Below are 18,399 nucleotides of genomic sequence, written 5' to 3'. Positions count from 1 at the left end.
AATAATCAATACTTCATGAATAAAATATAGTACAAGGGGCGATAATTGGGATATATTAAGCTTAGCAATTGCAAGGGGGATTAATAATAAAAATGAAATGTATAATATGCGGAAAGCCTCTAAATAATGGTATAATAATATATGGTAGAGGTATTTGTATTAGCTGTGAACACAGACTAATAAATTCGAATATTGAAACAGACTTCTACGAATTTTATAAAATCTGTATTAGGAGAAGTTTAATACAGTTCTTATTAAGAGGAGTGAATAATGAATGTCAAGATTACCACTTGTAGAGGGGCTCTTGAAGTATGTGAAGGAAAATAATGTACCTTTTTCTATGCCTGGACATAAGGCTGGAAGGGGACTAAATTATACTAAAGAGGGCATTGAGCTTCTCAATAATATTGTAAGTTGCGATATTACAGAAGTAGATGGATTAGATAATCTTCATAATCCTGATGGAATAATAAAGGAGTCATTAGAGCTTTTAAGAAATTTCTATAATAGTCAGAAGTCTTATTTTTTAATAAATGGGAGTACTAGTGGAAATTTAGCAATGATTTTTTCAAATTTTAATGAAGGTGATAAAATAATAGTAGAAAGAAATTGTCATCGTTCTATATATAATGGAATCATTATGAGGAAATTAAAGCCAATATATATTAAAAATAAGATGGATTATAAATATGATGCTCCTTTTTCCATAGATAAGGAGCATTTTTCGTGTATTATAAGAGAGCATAATGATGCTAAGGGAATAATTATAACTTATCCAAACTATTATGGAATATGCTGTGATTTATCTTATATTGTTAATGAAGCTAAAAAATATAATATGAAAGTTCTAGTGGACTCTGCTCATGGTGCTCATTTTAGAGCAAATGAAAAACTACCTAAAGATGCTTTAGAATTAGGATGTGACATGGTAGTTGAAAGTTCACATAAAACTATGCCAAGCTTTACTCAAACTGCTTTTCTTCATGTAAACCATGGAATAGATATAGAAAAGATTGATTTTTATACTTCATCATTCTTAAGTACAAGTCCTTCTTATATGCTTATGGCATCTATGGATTATGGAAGATTTTTTTTAGAGACTTATGGAAAAGATGTGTATGATAAGTTAATAGAGTTATGTGAAGAGTATAGAATTAAAATAAATAAATTAGAAGATTTTCATATTATAAATAAAAAAGATTTATATTCAGATATAGACTTAGATAAAACAAGATATATAATTAATGTTAAAAGTGGATATAGTGGGCATAAACTTCTAGAATATTTAAGGAAAGAGAAAATTCAATGTGAGTTAAGTGATGCAAGAAATGTAGTAGCTATATTTTCACCATTTAATGATAGAACTGATTTTGAAGCTCTATATAGAGCTTTAGAGGGATGTAATATAGAAAAGTTAAGAGAGAATAGAATAGAGGCTTTAGAGCAGGAAATACCCGAATTAAGACTGCTTCCATATGAAGTTATGGAAAAGAATAAAACTAAAATTAATATAAATTGTTCTTTAAATAGAATTTGTGGAGATTCAATTGTTCCTTATCCACCAGGAATTCCATTGGTAATGCCAGGCGAGATTATAAATAAAGATATTATAAAGTCTATTAATTATTACATTGAAAATCATGTTACAATACTAGGAGTAGAAGAGAATAAGATTAGTGTAGTAGCGGAATAGATATTTTAAAATTAGGGAGGAACCTATGAAAAAAGGGTTATTAATAGCATTAGAAGGACCAGATGGTGGTGGAAAAAGCACTCAAATAAGAATGCTTTGTGATTATTTAGAAACTAAGAATCATGAAGTTCTGTTAACTCGAGAGCCAGGAGGAACAGATATAAGTGAAAAGATACGTCAAATTATATTAGATAACTCAAATTCAGAAATGTGTGATATGTGTGAGGCATTGTTATATGCTTCATCTAGAGCGCAACTTGCAGAAGAGGTTTTAAAGCCAGCTCTTGAAAGAGGTTGCATAGTGCTTTCTGATAGATTTGTATACTCATCTATTGTATATCAAGGTATAGGTAGAGGACTTGGTATTGATAGAATTAAGTATATAAATGACGCTGCACTTAATGGAGTAAAAGCAGATTTAACTATTATGATTAATGTATCTTATGAAGAGGGGCTAAAGAGAAAATCTAATCAAAGAGATTTAGATAGACTTGAAAATAGTGGTAACAATTTTCATAAGAAAGTTTATGAAGGATATCAATATATTGCAACCAATATGGATAATATAATAGTTATTGATGGCAATAGAAGTTTGCAAGAGGTTCATGAAGATATTGTAAGAGAAGTAGAAAAATTTATAGGTTAATAAAAAATATATTAAAAAATATTTAAAGAATATGATAGAATATTTATAATATATAAATAATAAAATTTATATATTAAGATTAATTATTAAGGAGGGATTGTTATGAAACTAGTTATTGCAATAGTACAAGATGATGATGCAGGCGATTTAATAGACGTTATAACTGAGAATGGATTCAGAGTAACAAAACTTGCTACTACAGGAGGATTTTTAAAATCAGGAAATACTACATTAATGATTGGTGTTGAAGATGATAAAGTTGATACTGTTCTAGCATTAATAGAAGATATATGCAAGGTTAGAAAGCAAATAGTTTCATCGCCTTCACCAGTAGCAGGTTCAACAGGGGTGTATGTACCTTATCCTGTAGAAGTAGATATTGGGGGAGCTACTATATTTGTAGTAGACGTAGACAAATTTTTAAGAGTATAATAATATAAACTTGAATTTAATAATGTGCAGTAAAATATAGTATTTTACTGCACATTATTTATAGATATAATATAGTATATAAACTTGTAAATTTGTAGTATACTAGGAGGAATGTTGTGGGCTATAAAGATATAATAGGACACGAAAAAATAATTAAAACTTTTGATATTACAATAAATAATAATAGATTTTCTCATGCTCATATTTTCTTAGGAGAAGATGGTATTGGTAAGAGTGTTATTGCTAAGAATATAGCAATAAAGCTTATTGGAGAAAGTGAATATAAAGATTATGTTGATATTGTTCATTTTAGATTAGAAAAAAATAAAGCTTCTATAGGAGTAAATGCCGTAAGAGGGCTTATAGAAGAAATTAATAAAAAGCCTTATCAATCAGAAAAAAAGGTTGTCATTATCCATGAAGGTCATAAAATGACTATTCAAGCACAAAATGCACTTCTAAAAACAATAGAAGAACCGCCTAAAAATGTTTTTGTTTTTATCTTATGTGAAAATATAGAAAATATATTGGATACTATCAAATCAAGATGTCAAATACATAAATTTAATGCATTAAGTGAAGATGACATGCGTACATATTTGCAAGTTAATTATCCTGAATTAAATGAGGACAATATAGCATTATTACTGTCTTTTAGTAATGGTGTTCCAGGAAAAGCTGAATTTCTGATGAACAATGAAGAATTTAGAGAATTAAGGAATAAAGCTATAAATATAATATTACTCTTAAAAAATATGAGAGAATTAGATATATTTAGGGAAGATGAGTTTTTCACGAAGAACAGTAATATGTGGGAAGATATAATGGAAGTTTTTATTTCTTTTATAAGAGATACCATTATTTATAAGGAAGTTGGTTGTGAAGAACTAATTATAAATAAAGATAAACTTGAAGAAATAAAACAATGTGCAAATATGTTTTCATTCACTAAATTAAATGATATTATTAGTATAATAAATGAAACCAGAGAGAACATTGATAGAAATGTAAATAATTTGTTAGCTTTTGATGTTATGTTACTGAAGATGCAGGAGGTGTAACATGGTTACAGTAATTGGTGTTAGATTTAAGAAGGCTGGTAAGATATACTACTTTAATCCAAGTGGTTTAGATATAAAAAAAGGTGATTTTGTAGTAGTTGAAACTGCTAGGGGAGTGGAGTTTGGAGAATGTGTAATTGGAATCAAGAGCATTAGCGAAGAGGAAATAGTTTCTCCACTTAAAAATGTTATAAGAAAAGCAGAACCAGAGGATATAGAGAAGAATATTGAGAATAAGCAAAAAGAAAAAGAAGCCTACGATATATGTGTTGAAAAAATATTAAAACATGGCTTAGATATGAAACTTATAGATGTGGAATATACATTTGATAATAATAAGGTTATATTTTATTTTACAGCTGATGGTAGAGTAGATTTTAGAGAGTTAGTTAAGGATTTAGCTTCTATATTTAGAACTAGAATCGAGTTAAGACAAATAGGGGTTAGAGATGAAGCTAAGATGACAGGAGGACTTGGTCCTTGTGGAAGAACCTTATGTTGTTCTACATTCTTAGGTGAATTTGTTCCTGTTTCAATTAAGATGGCTAAGGAACAGAACTTATCATTAAATCCTACAAAGATATCAGGTATATGTGGAAGACTTATGTGTTGCTTAAATTACGAGCAAGATATATATGAAGAAATAAGAAAAAAACTTCCAAAGGTTGGATCCATAGTTGATACGCCTTATGGTGAAGGCGAAGTAATTAGCAATAGCGTAATTAAAGAAAGTGTTAAAGTTAAGGTTCGAATCAAAGATGGAGAAGATGAATTAAAGGTTGTAAAAATTGAAGATTTAACATTGATTTCTGGTAGCTATGAGGATATTATTAACGATGTAGATATAAAAGAACTGGAAGGCCAAGTAGAAGATCCAGATATGATAAAAGAATTATTTAAGGAAAATTAGGAGGAAAAATATGAAATCAGTACTTAAAGTGTGCGATATGGTGACATCAAAAGATATTTCTAATGTTAGAAGTGCAATTTCAAATAATCAAGGAGTTTTAGCCTGTCAGATATTAACTGAAAGTAAGGAAATTGAAATTGTATATGATGACTACTTTATTAGTATTGATGATATTATTGAATCAATAGAAGACAAAGGATATACAGTACTGTAAAAAGCGGCTTAGGTCGCTTTTTTTACTTATTATATATAAATAAAAATTTAAATTTTCATCTTTTAAAAAAGCGTGACAAAGTCACGCTTTAAATATTAATTCCATGTAGTATGAAGTAAGCTAAGAATAATAACGAAATAATATACATGGAAGCTGATAATTCTTTTTGCTCTTTTTTAAAGAACTTCATCATTGGGTAAGCTATAAAACCAAAGGCGATACCATCAACTATACTGTAAGTTAAAGGTATTAGCACTATTGTTAAGAAAGCAGGAAATCCTTCTGTAAAATCTGAGAAATTAATATTTTCTACATTTTTTATCATTAATCCCCCTATTATTATTAATATTGGTGAAATTGCTGCATTAGGTATTATTTTTATAAATGGTATAAATAATAGTGAAACAAGGAATAGTATACCAGTAATTAGCGAAGTAAGACCTGTTTTTCCACCAGCAGTTATACCAGCAGTACCTTCTACCGTTGACACAGAAGGACTAGTACCTAATAATCCACAACATAAAGTTGATAATGCAGTTGCTTTTAATGCAGGGCTAAACTTATTTTCAGATTTTAGCATTCCATTTATTTGACCATGTAGCAATCCTATGTTTTCAAAAACTAAAACTAGAGTTAATGAAAATGTAGCTATCCAAAAGGATAAAGTAGATATTTGACTAAAATCCATACTAAAAAACAATTTGTTATAGCTAGAAATATCAATACTACCAAAATTGATTCCAGTAAGGTCAATAATATTAAAGCTAAAACAAATTAAAGTTCCAACGATAATACTAATTAAAAATGCACCAGGAATATCTCTTAGAAATAAAAATAAGGTTATTGCTAAAGTTATTAAAAATGCTAAAACCTCTGGAGAATTTAAACTTCCTAATGCTACAAGGTTTTTGGCATCACTTATAATAAGCCCACTTTTTTGAAGTCCTATAAAAGTAATAAATAAACCTATGCCTACTGTTATTGCCTCTTTTAATGATTCTGGAATAGCTTTTGATATTATAGTAGATAATTTTGTAAATGCTACTATAGAAAATAACACTCCAGACATAACTACTGCAGCTAAAGCCTGCTCATAACTTAGTCCCATGGATTTAACTATAGTGTATGTAAATAATGCATTTACTCCCATGCCTGGCATTAATATTAACGGCGAATTACTTATAAATGCCATTAATAAACAACCAACTAACGAAGCTAAAACAGTAGCTACAATCTGTCCTTCTAAGGGCATTCCTGTATCACTTAAAATACTTGCATTTACTACAATGATATACACTGCAGCAAAAAATGAAGTTAAACCTGCAGTAAATTCGCTTTTAAAGCTTACTTGATGTTCTTTAAGGTTGAAAAACTTTTTCATCCTCTCTACCTTCTTTTTCTATATCCCTCACCCACCCTCATCTATAAAGATGCACTAAGATTATAACATAAAGTAAAAAATAATTGTTATAGATTTTCTAGAAAAAATTTAACTCTTATTATGCACGTTAAAGGATAATTAGTTAGCATAGCAACCTATCTTATATGATACTTAGTTATAGTTTTAACTACTATTTTATTTAAGATGACTTAATTTGAATATACTTAGTGAAAAGGGTTAATAATAAGATTAGAAGGAGGCGATTTACTTATGAAAAAAGTTGCTGTTCAAAAGGGATTAAATCCAGTAAAAAGTTATTTAAATCAAGAAGGGTATACAGTTAGAGAATTTGATAGAAACAAGAAAAACACAGAGAGTTTTTTAAATAAATTTGATGCTGTAATAGTAACTGGAGAAGAAGAGAACATGATGGGAATACAAAATGCATCAATTAGTGCTCCAATAATTAATGCTGACGGTATGACTCCACAACAAGTAAAAGATCAATTAGAAAATCAATTTAAATAATAAAATTAATTTAAATGGGAAAAATCTAAAGTGATTTTTCCTTTATCATTTTAGATTTTAGGCATAGGCCTATATTATAGTCTTAATATTTAAGCAGAGTATATGATATTTTTATTTTGCTTAAAATGAAACATTTGTCACATTTTTAACAAATTATATTATTTCATAGATCTAATATAAAAAAAGTTATAAATAAATTTTAGAAAAGTGAATAAAATTCAAATATCTGTTAATTATTTAGATAGAAATTAGAAATTAGTGAGGTGTATTACATTATGAAATTTAAAAAGGAAATAATTGCAGCTATAACCTGTGCTGTAGTTTTAGTAGGAATTTTTTTAACTGTTAGCTTTATAGGAAAAAAAGATGCTGCCTTATCCACTAATAATGGAAATGATAAAAAGGTAACAGAAACTGAAAAGGATAAGAAAAAGCAGGATGAAAATAAAGACAACGAGAGTAAAAAAACTAACAGCAAAGAGACAAAGGATAAAGAAAATAATGATAAAGAAAAGAAAGTAGAAACTAATAATCCAGATAATCCTGAAGAAAAAAAAGCTAATGAGAAGAAAGTTAATAACAACAATGACAAACCGCAAGAAGACAAAAAGGAAAATGAAAATAAGCCTTCAGATAAAAACTCTAATTCAAGTTTAAATGAAGAAGAGGGAACAAAAGAAGGAATATATGTAATCCAGAAAAATGACACATTATACAGTATAGCTAATGCATACATGCCAAGTCATGATACTAGCTTAGTTATAGAAACTATAATGAAAAGAAATAATTTAAATAGTTCTAATAAAATAATCCAAGGACAAGAAATTATAATTCCTTATGAAGTTGCTTTAGAAACTAAAGCTACATCAGCTTCAACAGAAGATGACAAGAAAAAAGATAATTTAAAAGAAAATAACAAAAATACAGATGACAAAAAAGAGCCTTCAAAAGAAACTGATAAAAAAGTAGATGAAAAAAACACAGATGAAAAAAAAGAAGATAATAAAGAAAAATTAAGTGGAAATAAGTATGAAATTAAATCAGGCGATAATCTATATAGTATAGCTAAGGAAAAAATGCCTGAAATTTCATTAAAAGAAGCAGTTGAAAAAATTAAAGCTTTTAATGAAATTAAAGATGAAGATGCTATAAGAACTGGAGAAGTAATATATATACCAGCTAAATAATTTGTAACAAGTTATATTACTCCTAAAAATATAGTAACCCTATAAGTTTAATAATTGACTTATAGGGTTATATTTTTAATATATTTATACTACTACTTTCTGCATATAAAAAGTCACTATCTAAAGTTAGCAAATAATTGATGCAATGACATTCTGCAGTTGCTAATATAGTGGCATCATTCACAGAAATTAAATGTTTTACCATAAGTTCTTTAGCTTTTAATATACAATCTTTATTTATGTCTAAATAATTGAATCTTATAGTGTTTTCAAGCTGAGTATGCATATTAACAGCAGTTTTATAATATATGGTTAATAATTCCTTTTTTAAAATATTTTTAGAAAGGTTATCAAAATACTTTTTATAAGGTATATCAACAAGCTTATCAGTTCTTTTTTCTTTAAGCGCTTTTCTATCGTACTTATTAAAACTAGATATAATAGTTCGTATATTATTACGACTATTGAAAGGTGTATTCTTCCCAGATTTAAATTGCATATCAAGCATAAATACCTTATACATAATTTGATTTAATACCTCAGAAGAAATTATAGAGGTAACATATAAAATACATTTATTTAGTAATAATTTTCTAAGAATTTCTATACATTCAGAATGCTTTATATCTTCATCATAAACTAAAGATAAAAGAAAGGAGGTATCTAGCATTATTGAAGTGTTTTCATCAAATGTAACACTTTTAAAGGGATATAAAATCATTTCCATAAGATATACCTTCTTTACACATAGTATATTTAAAGTTTATTAAGGTATATCTTTAGTTATTACATTAAGATGTTAAAAATCTTTAATATTATTGGACTTAAGCATACAGTAATTAATCCAGCAATCCCTATAGCTAGTCCACTCATTGCACCTTCTGTTTCACCTATCTCTATTGCTTTTGTTGTACCTACTGCGTGAGAGGAAGTCCCTATTCCTATACCAATAGATAAACTATCCTTTATTTTAAATATTTTAAATACTAAAGGCGATATTATAGCACCAATTATTCCTGTTATAATTATTGCGGTCACTGTAATAGCAGGTATACCTTGAAGTTGTTTTGAAATTTCCATACCTATAGGTGTGGTAATAGATTTAGGTATTAGTGAAAGAGCAATAGTATTATCTATATTTAACAATTTACACAAAATAATAATAGAAATCATACCTACAAAACTACCGACAGTTATACCAACGATTATAGGTAATGCATTTTTTTTAAATAAATCAATTTTATTGTAAAGTGGAAGTGCTAAAACTATGGTTGAAGGGGTTAAAAAGAAAGAAATTAACTTACCCCCACTATTATAGTCTTCTAGTGGGATTTTAAATATTACTAAGAATGATATTATAAATACCATAGATAATAGTAAGGGATTAAATAATGCTATTTTAGTTTTTTTACTAATGTGCTGTGCCAATATGTAAGATAATAATGAAATTAGTATAGCAAATAATGGTGTTGATAATAACTCCTTCATTTAATATTCACTTCCTCATATATATTCTTAGTCTTTTTCTTTTGTAAAGATGATACAAATTGTACTGTATAAGCTGTTACTAATAGTACTATTATTGTTGTTACTATACATACAAGTAATATTTTAAATATGTTTCCTTTTAAAATATCAAAGCACCCAAGCACTCCCACACTTGCAGGAATAAAGAAGAATGCTAAATTACTTAAAAAATAATTACATACATCTTCTATAGCTTTAGGTTCAATTATTTTAGTCATTAAGGCTAAAAGTAATAAAAGCATACCCAATACATTTCCTGGTATAGGTAATTTAAGAAGACTACTTATAGCTTCACCAAGAAATGTAATAAGCAGTATGATAGATAGTTGCTTTAAAATCTTCATTTTATCACTCTCGTTTCTCTAATTATTTAATTTTAAAGTTAGTTATGTTTTAAAATAAATATTATGTTTATGAAATTTAATGTTTAAAACTTAATTGCTTTAAAACTATAGATATGCCAGCTCTAAAATTAATGTATATGTGAAAATAAGATATTTTTTAGTATCATAGCTCAAACTATTGAATTCACAATTCACAATTATGGATATCTCTCAGTAAAAGCCGAGAAATTTAAAATTATTTATTCTTGAAGTGATACAATCACTTATACAATTGAGAATTGATGATTGACAATGGACAATTACAGATACTTCTCTTTTATAAGAGAAGTTTTGAACTTATTCCTTTTAAAAGTAGCACAATCACTTTTATTGAAAAATCTTTTAAAGAAATTAATTCATAAAGAATTAACTTCCACGGTAATTGTGAATTTTGCATTGTGAATTGAAACACTCAAGAGCGTAGTTATATTCAGATATATATTAATTTTTAAAGTAGTTTATCCATATTTATAGTAGGCCACCTAGATTTCAATAACATTTTCTTAAAACATTACTTAAAAATTTAAAGCAAGAAATTATAAAAATTTATTTCCATTGTATATTTTAATACTTTTTTGGCAAATATACTAATATAAGATTTAAGCAAAATATAAAACCCTAGAAGCAACATTCAGATATTATGTTTTAGTTTATAGTGTTTATTTAGTAAATATACACCTATATAAATTTGTTTGTTGCTTCTCCCCCTATAAAGAAAAATTATACTTTATTTTAAAATATAGATAGTTTAGAACCGAAAGGTTCTTTTTTATTTGGTGGTAATATAAGTGATTTCGAATTTTAGGCACAAATAAATTATAATTAATTGTTAAGTGGATAGGGATAGTTTATAAAATTTTCATAATGAAATTTTTAGCCTATTATTATATAATGTTTTCTATATTTAATATTAAGGCATACTCAAAGATAACTAATCATTATATTCGTCTATTTCTCCTTATACTGTATGATAAGGAGAACAGGATAGATAACTATCAGGAAAGTTGTTTTCTTGTTTCACACAAGATATACTTGTTTTTTGAATAGTTGTTTTATATGTCTAAGTTAAAAAGTTACTTTCATTAAAAGTGAGGTTTAAATATGAATTTTATAAAAGATAATGAAACATTAGATGATCTGCAATTAAAAGGCATTCATGTTATCCAAAAAAAAGAAGGTTTTAGATTTGGTGTAGATGCAGTACTTTTAGCAAATTTTTCTAAGGTTAAAAGAAGTCATAGAGTTATAGATTTATGTAGTGGAACAGGTATAATTCCCTTCATTTTATCAGGAAAGACAGAGTGTAATAGTATAATGGGAATAGAGATCCAAGAAGAATTTGTAGAGATGGCAAATCGCTCAATAGTTTATAATAAGCTTCAAGATAGAGTTAGCTTTATAAATGGAGATTTAACAGATATAAAACTTTTAAAGACTATTCCAAAAGCTGATGTAATAACAGTTAATCCACCATATAAACTTTATAATTCAGGGATAATTAATGTGAATGATAAAAATGCTATTGCTCGCCATGAAATATGCTGTAAATTAGAGGATGTTATCATAGCATGTAGAATACTATTAAAGGATAATGGGAGAATGTTTATGGTGCATAGACCAGACAGGCTTATAGATATAGTAACGCTTATGAGAAAACATAAGATAGAACCTAAGAGGATAAGAATGGTTCATCCGTCTCCAGGAAAAGCACCTAATATAGTTTTAATAGAAGGGCAAAGAGATGGTGGTGCCTTTTTAAAATGGGATGAACCGTTAAATGTTCACACTGAAGATGGTGGATATAGTGAAGAAATAATAAAAATGTATAATTCTCAAGTTTTAAAATAATTATTGCAAAGGATGATTTAAATGAGTGGTAAATTATATCTAGTACCAACTCCTATAGGAAACTTAAAAGATATAACTTTAAGGGCATTAGAAGTATTAAAAATGGTAGATGTTGTGGCTTGTGAGGATACTCGTCAAAGTCTAAAGCTATTAAATCATTTTAATATAAGGAAGACCTTAATTAGTTATCATAAGCATAATGAAAATGGAAAAAGTGAAGATATAATTGAAATGTTAAAAGAAGGCAAAAATATTGCAATTGTAAGTGATGCTGGTACGCCAGGAATTTCAGATCCCGGTGAAGTAATAGTAAAAAAGTGTATAGAAGAAAATATAGATTTTGAAGTACTTACAGGTGCAACGGCTATTACTACAGCACTTGTTTACTCAGGATTAGATACAACTAAATTTATTTTTAGAGGATTTTTACCTAGAGAAAATAAGGATAGAAAACCTATTATTGATGATTTAGTAAATAGAACAGAAACTTTAATATTTTATGAAGCACCACATAGAATACTAAATACATTAGAATTCTTATATGAAAATTTAGGAAATAGAAAAATTGCAATATGTAGAGAGCTTACTAAAATGTATGAGGACATTATAAGGATGACTTTAGGTGAAGCTATAGAATACTATAAAGAAAATTCACCTAGAGGTGAATATGTTTTAGTTTTGGAAGGAAAAAGTTTAGAAGAATTACAGGAAGAAGAGCGGTCTAAGTGGAATAACTTAACTGTGGAAGAACATATCAAAGTTTATATAGAAGAGGGATTTAATAAAAAAGATGCCATAAAAAAGGTTGCAAAAGATAGAGAAATGCCAAAATCTGAAGTTTATAAGTATTCCATTGATATATAAATATATATATATATGAACTTAAATGGTATATTATAACACATATTTTATGGAAAAAGTAAAGTTTTTGTAACAAAATAAAAGAAATATTGGTTAAAACCTTGAGTTTGTCCTTTAAATGGTGTTATAATTAAAAAGAAATTTTACGGGGAGGGATTGATGTGAATAAAAAGATTGTAGCAATTGCTATGGCAATGGCAATAGTGACTTCGAATATGGGTGTAATAGCTTATGCTAATCCGTTCGATAGTCAGGTTAGTGAAAAAAATAATGAATATAAAAGTGCTCAAGAAAAAGTAGACGAAATAAATTCAAAAATTCAAAAATTAGATAATGAAATATCAAACATAATTATTGAAATAGACGAAACAAATGGTAAGATAGCAAAAACTGAAGATGAAATAGAAAGTACTAAAGAAAATGTGAAACAAACAGAAGATAACATGGTTGAAGAAGAAGATTTATTCAATCAAAGAATGAGAGCTATGTATATGAATGGAATGGATAGCTATGTTGAAGTTATCCTAAATTCAGAAGGAGTTTCAGATTTAGTTTCAAGAGTTGAAAATGTTAAAGAAATTATAAGTTATGATAAAGAGCTTATGACTGAATTAACAAATAAAAAAGTTGCATTAGAAAAACAAAAATCAGAACTAGAAGATAAAAAAGCTGAATTGGTAGTTCTTAAAGAAGGAAATGACAATAAAAGAAAAGATTTAGAAGTTATGAAAGAAAGCCATAATAAAGAGTTTGAAGTGGCTAAAGCAGAAAAAACTAAAGCAGAAGATGAGTTAAAAGCAGCACAAGGTAAACAAAGTGCATTTAATACTGAACAAGATAGAATAGCAGAACAACAAAGAATAGCAGAACAAGAAAGAATAGCAGAGCAACAAAGAATAGCAGCAGAACAAGAAGCAAATAATAAACCATCAAGAGGTGGCGGTTATGATGAAGGTAATTATGAGGAACCGTCTGGTGGCGGAACATCAGCACCTAGTGCTAGTGGACAAGCTATTGTTGATTATGCTTATAGCTTTTTAGGTATAGACTACGTATGGGGAGGAAATGATCCATCAGGATTTGACTGCTCAGGATTAACTCAATATGTGTATAACCATTTTGGTATAGATATTACAAGAACTACTTATACACAAATTGGACAAGGTTCATATGTGTCAAGAGACCAATTAGTTCCTGGTGATTTAGTATTCTTTGGATATAATGGAAGTCCAGATCACGTTGGTATCTATGTTGGAGGAAATCAGTACTTACACGCTCCACAAACAGGAGAAGTAGTTAAAGTATCTCCAATGACTAGAAGTGACTATATGACTGGAAGAAGAATAGTTCACTAATAGTCATTAGAGCTAGATATTATTAATTTAAACATTGAAAATAAATGAAATTTATATAAATAGACCATTGATTTCTTCGATGGTTTATTTTTTTATAATATTATTTATTATAATTGTACCATTGTAGAACATAGAGAAAGTTAAAAAAAGATTACAAAATATAAAAAAGTTATTATATAACTTTTAATAAAGTAGAAAATATATAAAATACGGAAATTTAACCAACCATTAATTTAATAAATAGTTAGTAGATAAAATAGTAGGATGTAATATGAAAAAATAAAGCTATATAGTGTTTAAATAGGCCTAATAGGCTTTAGTTACAACTTTATAGTTTAATATATATAAAAGGTTATCTACGTTTAAAAGTGTTTTAGAACATAATAAAAACGTTAGCAAAATTTATGCTAACGCCTTTTATTATAAAAGTGATTATTCAGATTTTAATGCTTCTAAGCAGTTTTTACAAACGTTTTTAGATTTGTAGTTTATAACATCTCTAGCATCTCCACAGAATATGCAAGCAGGTTCATATTTTTTTAATATTATTTGCTCACCATCTACATATATCTCTAGAGCGTCCTTTTCACCTATATTTAATGTTCTTCTTAGCTCTACTGGGATAACAATCCTTCCAAGCTCATCTACTCTTCTTACAACACCAGTTGATTTCATAATGTATTTCCTCCTAACGCAAAAAAGTTTTTTCGACAAAATATTATTTAATATTATATATTCTTAGATATTTAGCATAATTTCTTAAACCTATACTCTTATAAAGTTACAAAATTTCTACTAAATTCCATCTATAGTTAATATACTACCATATTATACAAATGTCAATATTATTTTTAATTTAAAATATAAAAAAAAACACCGATGATAAACGTTGAAATCAAGCGATTCGCTGATAAATAGAGCATTTATGCTCATAAATTTAACAATTATATTAATAAAAATATTTTAAGAAATAAATGTAACAATATGGTTATAGTATTAAACAATGTCGAATATTACAAGAAAACCTTATATATTATGGTTAAAAAAGTAACTTAGATGTATAATAATATATATATTTTTAAACTAAATACTTCTTAGAACAATTTATCGTATTATATGTTCTTTTATTAAAATCAAAATACATAGTTAGTTTTATTTATTTCCAAAAATTTTCATATTTATTTTTAAAAATATTGGTTTACATGTATTTATATAGTAGAAAAATTAAGAATATAATATCATTTAAATAAAATTCCATAAATTACATAATAATTAATAAAAGTATACAAAAGGACACTAGATACAATAAAATGACGGATTTGATTCAATTATTTCCACAAAAACATAACAAGTTATACACAGGCCAATTGTTGATAATGTGGATAATTATATGCAAATATTCACAGTTATAAACAACAATATTGGAAATTGGCATGAATAAAGGGAAAGTTATGCACAGATTTTGTGAATAACTTATAATAAAATGTGTATAACTTGCTGTGGATATTATTAAATGATGTTAATAAGTAAAAGATTGCAATATTTTATTTCCTGATTTGCAATTAATATAATATTGTCGAAATTAATAATAAGAAAACAACTTTCAAGAGATGAATAATATGTATTTTATGGTTAAAAATAATTTGTAATAAGTTTATATATAACATATAATATGAATACGAAGAAAATATTAAAGATTAATGTAGTAATAAATTGAATTTGAGGTGAGCATATGGAAAATAATTCGAATCAAGAAAATAGTAATGTGAAAAAAGGCTTTAGCCCTGAGGCTCTATCTACCATATTAGATAGAATATCCGTTATGGCAAAGGATATTGCTGAAAAAAGCGTGATTCCTTATGAAGAACTACCACAATATGATTTGTTTTTATCACAGGTAAAGGATTACTTAAATGATAGATTTGATGATGATAACTTTACTAATAATATACTTCAAAATTATATAAAAAGTGAAGTAATATCTAAACCAGAAGATGGTAAAAAAAGAGGCTATACAAAAATTCACTTAATACAATTAGTTTTGTTAAGTTATATGAGACCTATACTAACTACAGAAGAGATAAGAAAAGTATTTAAGCTAGCATTTAATGAAATAAACAATAGAGAAGATGATATTTTATCATGGGAAGATACTTATGAAGTTTTTTCAAAGATGCAAAAGGATAGTTTTAATGGGCTTTTCATAAATGAGGAATTTAACGATAAAGAAAAATTAAGCGATTACTTTAAAAATCATGATTTTAAAGAAGAAGAACATGAAAGAATTCTTGTATTTTTAGTTGTGATGACATTAGTAGCTCAAGCTAGTTCAATTAAAAAGCTTGTAAGAAGAATTGTTAGCGAATATACTGATGAAAATTAGAAATTACAATATTCCTTAATAGAATGGATAAAATACTATCATATATCACAAAATAATTATAAATTTAAGAAATTATTTTTGGTATAGGAGTTGAATATATGAAGCGATTACGTATAATTGATATTAAGGATAAACAATCTTCCCAGAAGTTTACCATGCTTGTTATGATTAAAAAGAAGTTTTATGATGCTGAAGGAAGAGTAATGCATTATGTGGGAGATAATAGTGGAGATTTAAAGGTATTTATACCAGAAGGTGCTAAATATAATATAGGCGATGTTATAAAAATAGAGGCAATTTCAGATGGTAAATTTAAAATAAATAAATCTGAAAAAATAGAAAATTTTAGAATAGAAGATTTTCTTCCTACTATTAAAAGATCTATAGAAGATATAATGAATGAACTTAAATCTATATCTGATGAAGAGTTTAAAGATAGTGAAGTAAAAGCATTAAATGATTATTTCTTTAATGATATAGAATTTTTAAATAAATTTAAAAGAGCAATTGCAGGACTAAGTCAACACCATGGATATTTAGGTGGACTTGCTGAACATACTCTAAATGTTACTTATTTGACTAAGGTTTTTGCATATAGATACAATTGTAAACATAAAGAAATTGCTATTTTAGCTGCAAAACTTCATGATATAGGTAAAATATATGAATATAATTATGATGGACCATTTTCTATGAGTATGAGGGGAGAAATGGAAGGGCATATAGTAATAGGTATAACTATGATAGAAGATGCTTTTAAAAATCGACCGGAACTTTATACAGAAGAATTTAAACATAGAATAAAGGGGTGCATAGTTCAACATCATGGAAAGGTGGAATATGGCTCTCCTAAAGCGCCTAATACTGAAGAGGCTTTTATAGTTCATTATGCTGATTATGTGGATGCAACAATGAATAAGGTAGAACAAATTAAGGCTATAACTGAGTCAGGAACATGGTCCGAATATGACAGGAGAATAGGTACAAAATTATTTGTATAGGAATAAAAAAAGCTATGAATTTTCATAGCTTTTTTTTAGTTATATAACAAGTATTGAATAATTTTTGTAAAAACTATGATATTAAAACAGTTCTATTTATTAACAAGTACTTGGTGCTACTATACCTGATACTACCTTAAAAGTTTCTCCAAAAATTGTTTTTGAATAGAATACTTTACAGTTTTCAAATATTTCTGCTTCCTCATTATCTACAACGAATTTTATTCCTTCAATTGTTTCTGTTATATCGTTTTGTTTCTGCTCATCCAGAACAGCTCCTAAAGTTGGGCCACCTCAACCAAAGCCTTTAATCATCAATCTGAAAGCGTCCTTATCACTTTTTTCAAGCTTACTTAAAAGAGCTTTTTTTGTTTTGTCGTCAAATGATATTTTCATTAAAATTTTCCTCCTTTATTTTAAGTAGTTGGTTATAATATTAGTGTACCAAAAACTTATGATATAAATCATTTAGTTAGTGGTAATGTTTAGCTACATATCAAATTTAGATTATTAATAAAAATATTTAGTATATTTGTATATCTCATGATATTTGTTATAGTATATTTATAGGGTTCCTTAATGAAAATCTATTTTTTACAGTATATTTTAAGTCTTCATGTTGGATATTTATATTATACTATATATATATTCAAATATCTATATATTTGAATATAATAATTTAAAATTATTTTTATTTTAATAAATTTATAATACATATTATGTTATTTTAGCAAGTATTGGTGAATATGATATATATTAAATGTAAATTTGATTTATGAGTTCATATAATCATTTAAATTCTATAATTGCAAAATTGATAATTAACCACTAGCAATGAACAATTATGGTGAGCTCTTAGCAGATAATGAGAGTTTTTTAGCTGATTTTTTACTGACGATATATTACTAGTTCTTTATAAGAATTTATGCTTAATTATAAAATTATTAATATAATATACATTGAAGTAAAATATTTGTAATTGAATAAAA

At 26.9% G+C, this 18,399-nt stretch carries 19 protein-coding genes; 14 read left to right on the top strand and 5 right to left on the bottom strand.

The window, feature by feature from the left end; all coding sequences use genetic code 11:
* The first annotated feature begins 92 nt into the window (after nt 1-92).
* The 7 genes from ACWPW7_RS02045 to ACWPW7_RS02015 all read left to right on the top strand — a co-directional run bounded on the left by ACWPW7_RS02045 (nt 93) and on the right by ACWPW7_RS02015 (nt 4,956).
* Nucleotides 93-296: a sigma factor G inhibitor Gin gene (locus ACWPW7_RS02045; protein ID WP_396153483.1), complete on the top strand. Its 204-nt coding sequence runs from the start codon at nt 93-95 to the stop codon at nt 294-296.
* A complete protein-coding gene (locus ACWPW7_RS02040; protein WP_454052185.1) occupies nt 275-1,693 on the top strand; it encodes an aminotransferase class I/II-fold pyridoxal phosphate-dependent enzyme in 1,419 nt (472 codons plus the stop codon). The genes ACWPW7_RS02045 and ACWPW7_RS02040 overlap by 22 nt, the downstream gene beginning before the upstream one ends.
* Nucleotides 1,694-1,718: 25 nt before the next feature.
* The gene (tmk, locus tag ACWPW7_RS02035; protein WP_454052184.1) at nt 1,719-2,339 is read left to right on the top strand and encodes a dTMP kinase; all 621 of its coding nucleotides are present in this window, start codon (nt 1,719-1,721) and stop codon (nt 2,337-2,339) included.
* Between the two features lie 102 nt (nt 2,340-2,441).
* Nucleotides 2,442-2,771, top strand: coding sequence for a cyclic-di-AMP receptor (locus ACWPW7_RS02030; RefSeq protein ID WP_039634945.1), 330 nt, complete (start codon nt 2,442-2,444; stop codon nt 2,769-2,771).
* Nucleotides 2,772-2,887: 116 nt separating this feature from the next.
* Nucleotides 2,888-3,832 (top strand): DNA polymerase III subunit delta', encoded by a 945-nt coding sequence (locus tag ACWPW7_RS02025; protein WP_454052183.1) that lies wholly within the window; start codon nt 2,888-2,890, stop codon nt 3,830-3,832.
* 1 nt (nt 3,833) lies between these two features.
* Nucleotides 3,834-4,742, top strand: a complete 909-nt coding sequence (locus ACWPW7_RS02020) for a PSP1 domain-containing protein (protein ID WP_291568669.1) — start codon at nt 3,834-3,836, stop codon at nt 4,740-4,742.
* 10 nt (nt 4,743-4,752) lie between these two features.
* Entirely contained in the window at nt 4,753-4,956 is a 204-nt protein-coding gene (locus ACWPW7_RS02015; protein ID WP_039634950.1) for a ferredoxin, read from the top strand.
* 88 nt (nt 4,957-5,044) lie between these two features.
* On the opposite strand, the gene ACWPW7_RS02010 is transcribed toward ACWPW7_RS02015, so the two are convergent.
* Complete coding sequence (locus tag ACWPW7_RS02010) at nt 5,045-6,337, bottom strand: NCS2 family permease (RefSeq protein ID WP_454052182.1); 1,293 nt, start codon at nt 6,335-6,337, stop codon at nt 5,045-5,047.
* 270 nt (nt 6,338-6,607) lie between these two features.
* On the opposite strand from ACWPW7_RS02010, the gene ACWPW7_RS02005 reads away from it, so the two are divergent.
* Together ACWPW7_RS02005 and ACWPW7_RS02000 are read left to right on the top strand one after the other, a co-directional pair.
* Nucleotides 6,608-6,865: a YkuS family protein gene (locus ACWPW7_RS02005; RefSeq protein ID WP_454052181.1), complete on the top strand. Its 258-nt coding sequence runs from the start codon at nt 6,608-6,610 to the stop codon at nt 6,863-6,865.
* Nucleotides 6,866-7,140: 275 nt separating this feature from the next.
* Nucleotides 7,141-8,052, top strand: a complete 912-nt coding sequence (locus ACWPW7_RS02000; protein ID WP_454052180.1) for a LysM peptidoglycan-binding domain-containing protein — start codon at nt 7,141-7,143, stop codon at nt 8,050-8,052.
* A gap of 67 nt (nt 8,053-8,119) precedes the next feature.
* Here ACWPW7_RS02000 and ACWPW7_RS01995 read toward each other — a convergent pair whose 3' ends face one another.
* The 3 genes from ACWPW7_RS01995 to ACWPW7_RS01985 are packed head-to-tail and all read right to left on the bottom strand — an operon-like array spanning nt 8,120 to nt 9,923.
* Nucleotides 8,120-8,779, bottom strand: a complete 660-nt coding sequence (locus tag ACWPW7_RS01995) for a type II toxin-antitoxin system VapC family toxin (RefSeq protein WP_454052179.1) — start codon at nt 8,777-8,779, stop codon at nt 8,120-8,122.
* A 59-nt stretch (nt 8,780-8,838) separates the two neighbouring features.
* Nucleotides 8,839-9,540, bottom strand: a complete 702-nt coding sequence (locus ACWPW7_RS01990) for an LrgB family protein (protein ID WP_454052178.1) — start codon at nt 9,538-9,540, stop codon at nt 8,839-8,841.
* The gene (locus ACWPW7_RS01985; RefSeq protein ID WP_291568681.1) at nt 9,537-9,923 is read right to left on the bottom strand and encodes a CidA/LrgA family protein; all 387 of its coding nucleotides are present in this window, start codon (nt 9,921-9,923) and stop codon (nt 9,537-9,539) included. The genes ACWPW7_RS01990 and ACWPW7_RS01985 overlap by 4 nt, the downstream gene beginning before the upstream one ends.
* A 1,140-nt stretch (nt 9,924-11,063) precedes the next feature.
* Between ACWPW7_RS01985 and ACWPW7_RS01980 the strand changes: the two genes are divergently transcribed.
* From ACWPW7_RS01980 to ACWPW7_RS01970, 3 genes are all read left to right on the top strand, one after another.
* Nucleotides 11,064-11,810: a tRNA1(Val) (adenine(37)-N6)-methyltransferase gene (locus ACWPW7_RS01980; protein ID WP_454052177.1), complete on the top strand. Its 747-nt coding sequence runs from the start codon at nt 11,064-11,066 to the stop codon at nt 11,808-11,810.
* A 21-nt stretch (nt 11,811-11,831) separates the two neighbouring features.
* Nucleotides 11,832-12,674, top strand: a complete 843-nt coding sequence (gene rsmI, locus ACWPW7_RS01975) for a 16S rRNA (cytidine(1402)-2'-O)-methyltransferase (RefSeq protein WP_291568686.1) — start codon at nt 11,832-11,834, stop codon at nt 12,672-12,674.
* A gap of 158 nt (nt 12,675-12,832) precedes the next feature.
* Nucleotides 12,833-14,026: a C40 family peptidase gene (locus ACWPW7_RS01970; RefSeq protein WP_454052176.1), complete on the top strand. Its 1,194-nt coding sequence runs from the start codon at nt 12,833-12,835 to the stop codon at nt 14,024-14,026.
* 432 nt (nt 14,027-14,458) lie between these two features.
* On the opposite strand, the gene ACWPW7_RS01965 is transcribed toward ACWPW7_RS01970, so the two are convergent.
* Complete coding sequence (locus tag ACWPW7_RS01965; protein WP_191741413.1) at nt 14,459-14,701, bottom strand: AbrB/MazE/SpoVT family DNA-binding domain-containing protein; 243 nt, start codon at nt 14,699-14,701, stop codon at nt 14,459-14,461.
* A 1,057-nt stretch (nt 14,702-15,758) separates the two neighbouring features.
* Between ACWPW7_RS01965 and ACWPW7_RS01960 the strand changes: the two genes are divergently transcribed.
* Nucleotides 15,759-16,409, top strand: a complete 651-nt coding sequence (locus tag ACWPW7_RS01960) for a DUF1836 domain-containing protein (protein WP_396152588.1) — start codon at nt 15,759-15,761, stop codon at nt 16,407-16,409.
* A gap of 98 nt (nt 16,410-16,507) precedes the next feature.
* Entirely contained in the window at nt 16,508-17,410 is a 903-nt protein-coding gene (locus ACWPW7_RS01955) for an HD domain-containing protein (protein ID WP_454052175.1), read from the top strand.
* Nucleotides 17,411-18,399 lie beyond the last annotated feature (989 nt).

It is taken from the genome of Clostridium sp. Marseille-Q7071 (assembly GCF_965112025.1).
Note: the sequence above shows the minus strand (reverse complement) of the source record. Positions and strands in the feature narration are given on the sequence as shown.

Coding starts and splice junctions, on each gene's coding strand:
- ACWPW7_RS02045 (WP_396153483.1), top strand. CDS start 93: ATGAAATGTATAATATGCGGAAAGCCTCTAAATAATGGTATAATAATA.
- ACWPW7_RS02040 (WP_454052185.1), top strand. CDS start 275: ATGTCAAGATTACCACTTGTAGAGGGGCTCTTGAAGTATGTGAAGGAA.
- tmk (WP_454052184.1), top strand. CDS start 1,719: ATGAAAAAAGGGTTATTAATAGCATTAGAAGGACCAGATGGTGGTGGA.
- ACWPW7_RS02030 (WP_039634945.1), top strand. CDS start 2,442: ATGAAACTAGTTATTGCAATAGTACAAGATGATGATGCAGGCGATTTA.
- ACWPW7_RS02020 (WP_291568669.1), top strand. CDS start 3,834: ATGGTTACAGTAATTGGTGTTAGATTTAAGAAGGCTGGTAAGATATAC.
- ACWPW7_RS02015 (WP_039634950.1), top strand. CDS start 4,753: ATGAAATCAGTACTTAAAGTGTGCGATATGGTGACATCAAAAGATATT.
- ACWPW7_RS02010 (WP_454052182.1), bottom strand. CDS start 6,337: ATGAAAAAGTTTTTCAACCTTAAAGAACATCAAGTAAGCTTTAAAAGC.
- ACWPW7_RS02005 (WP_454052181.1), top strand. CDS start 6,608: ATGAAAAAAGTTGCTGTTCAAAAGGGATTAAATCCAGTAAAAAGTTAT.
- ACWPW7_RS02000 (WP_454052180.1), top strand. CDS start 7,141: ATGAAATTTAAAAAGGAAATAATTGCAGCTATAACCTGTGCTGTAGTT.
- ACWPW7_RS01995 (WP_454052179.1), bottom strand. CDS start 8,779: ATGGAAATGATTTTATATCCCTTTAAAAGTGTTACATTTGATGAAAAC.
- ACWPW7_RS01990 (WP_454052178.1), bottom strand. CDS start 9,540: ATGAAGGAGTTATTATCAACACCATTATTTGCTATACTAATTTCATTA.
- ACWPW7_RS01985 (WP_291568681.1), bottom strand. CDS start 9,923: ATGAAGATTTTAAAGCAACTATCTATCATACTGCTTATTACATTTCTT.
- ACWPW7_RS01980 (WP_454052177.1), top strand. CDS start 11,064: ATGAATTTTATAAAAGATAATGAAACATTAGATGATCTGCAATTAAAA.
- rsmI (WP_291568686.1), top strand. CDS start 11,832: ATGAGTGGTAAATTATATCTAGTACCAACTCCTATAGGAAACTTAAAA.
- ACWPW7_RS01965 (WP_191741413.1), bottom strand. CDS start 14,701: ATGAAATCAACTGGTGTTGTAAGAAGAGTAGATGAGCTTGGAAGGATT.
- ACWPW7_RS01960 (WP_396152588.1), top strand. CDS start 15,759: ATGGAAAATAATTCGAATCAAGAAAATAGTAATGTGAAAAAAGGCTTT.
- ACWPW7_RS01955 (WP_454052175.1), top strand. CDS start 16,508: ATGAAGCGATTACGTATAATTGATATTAAGGATAAACAATCTTCCCAG.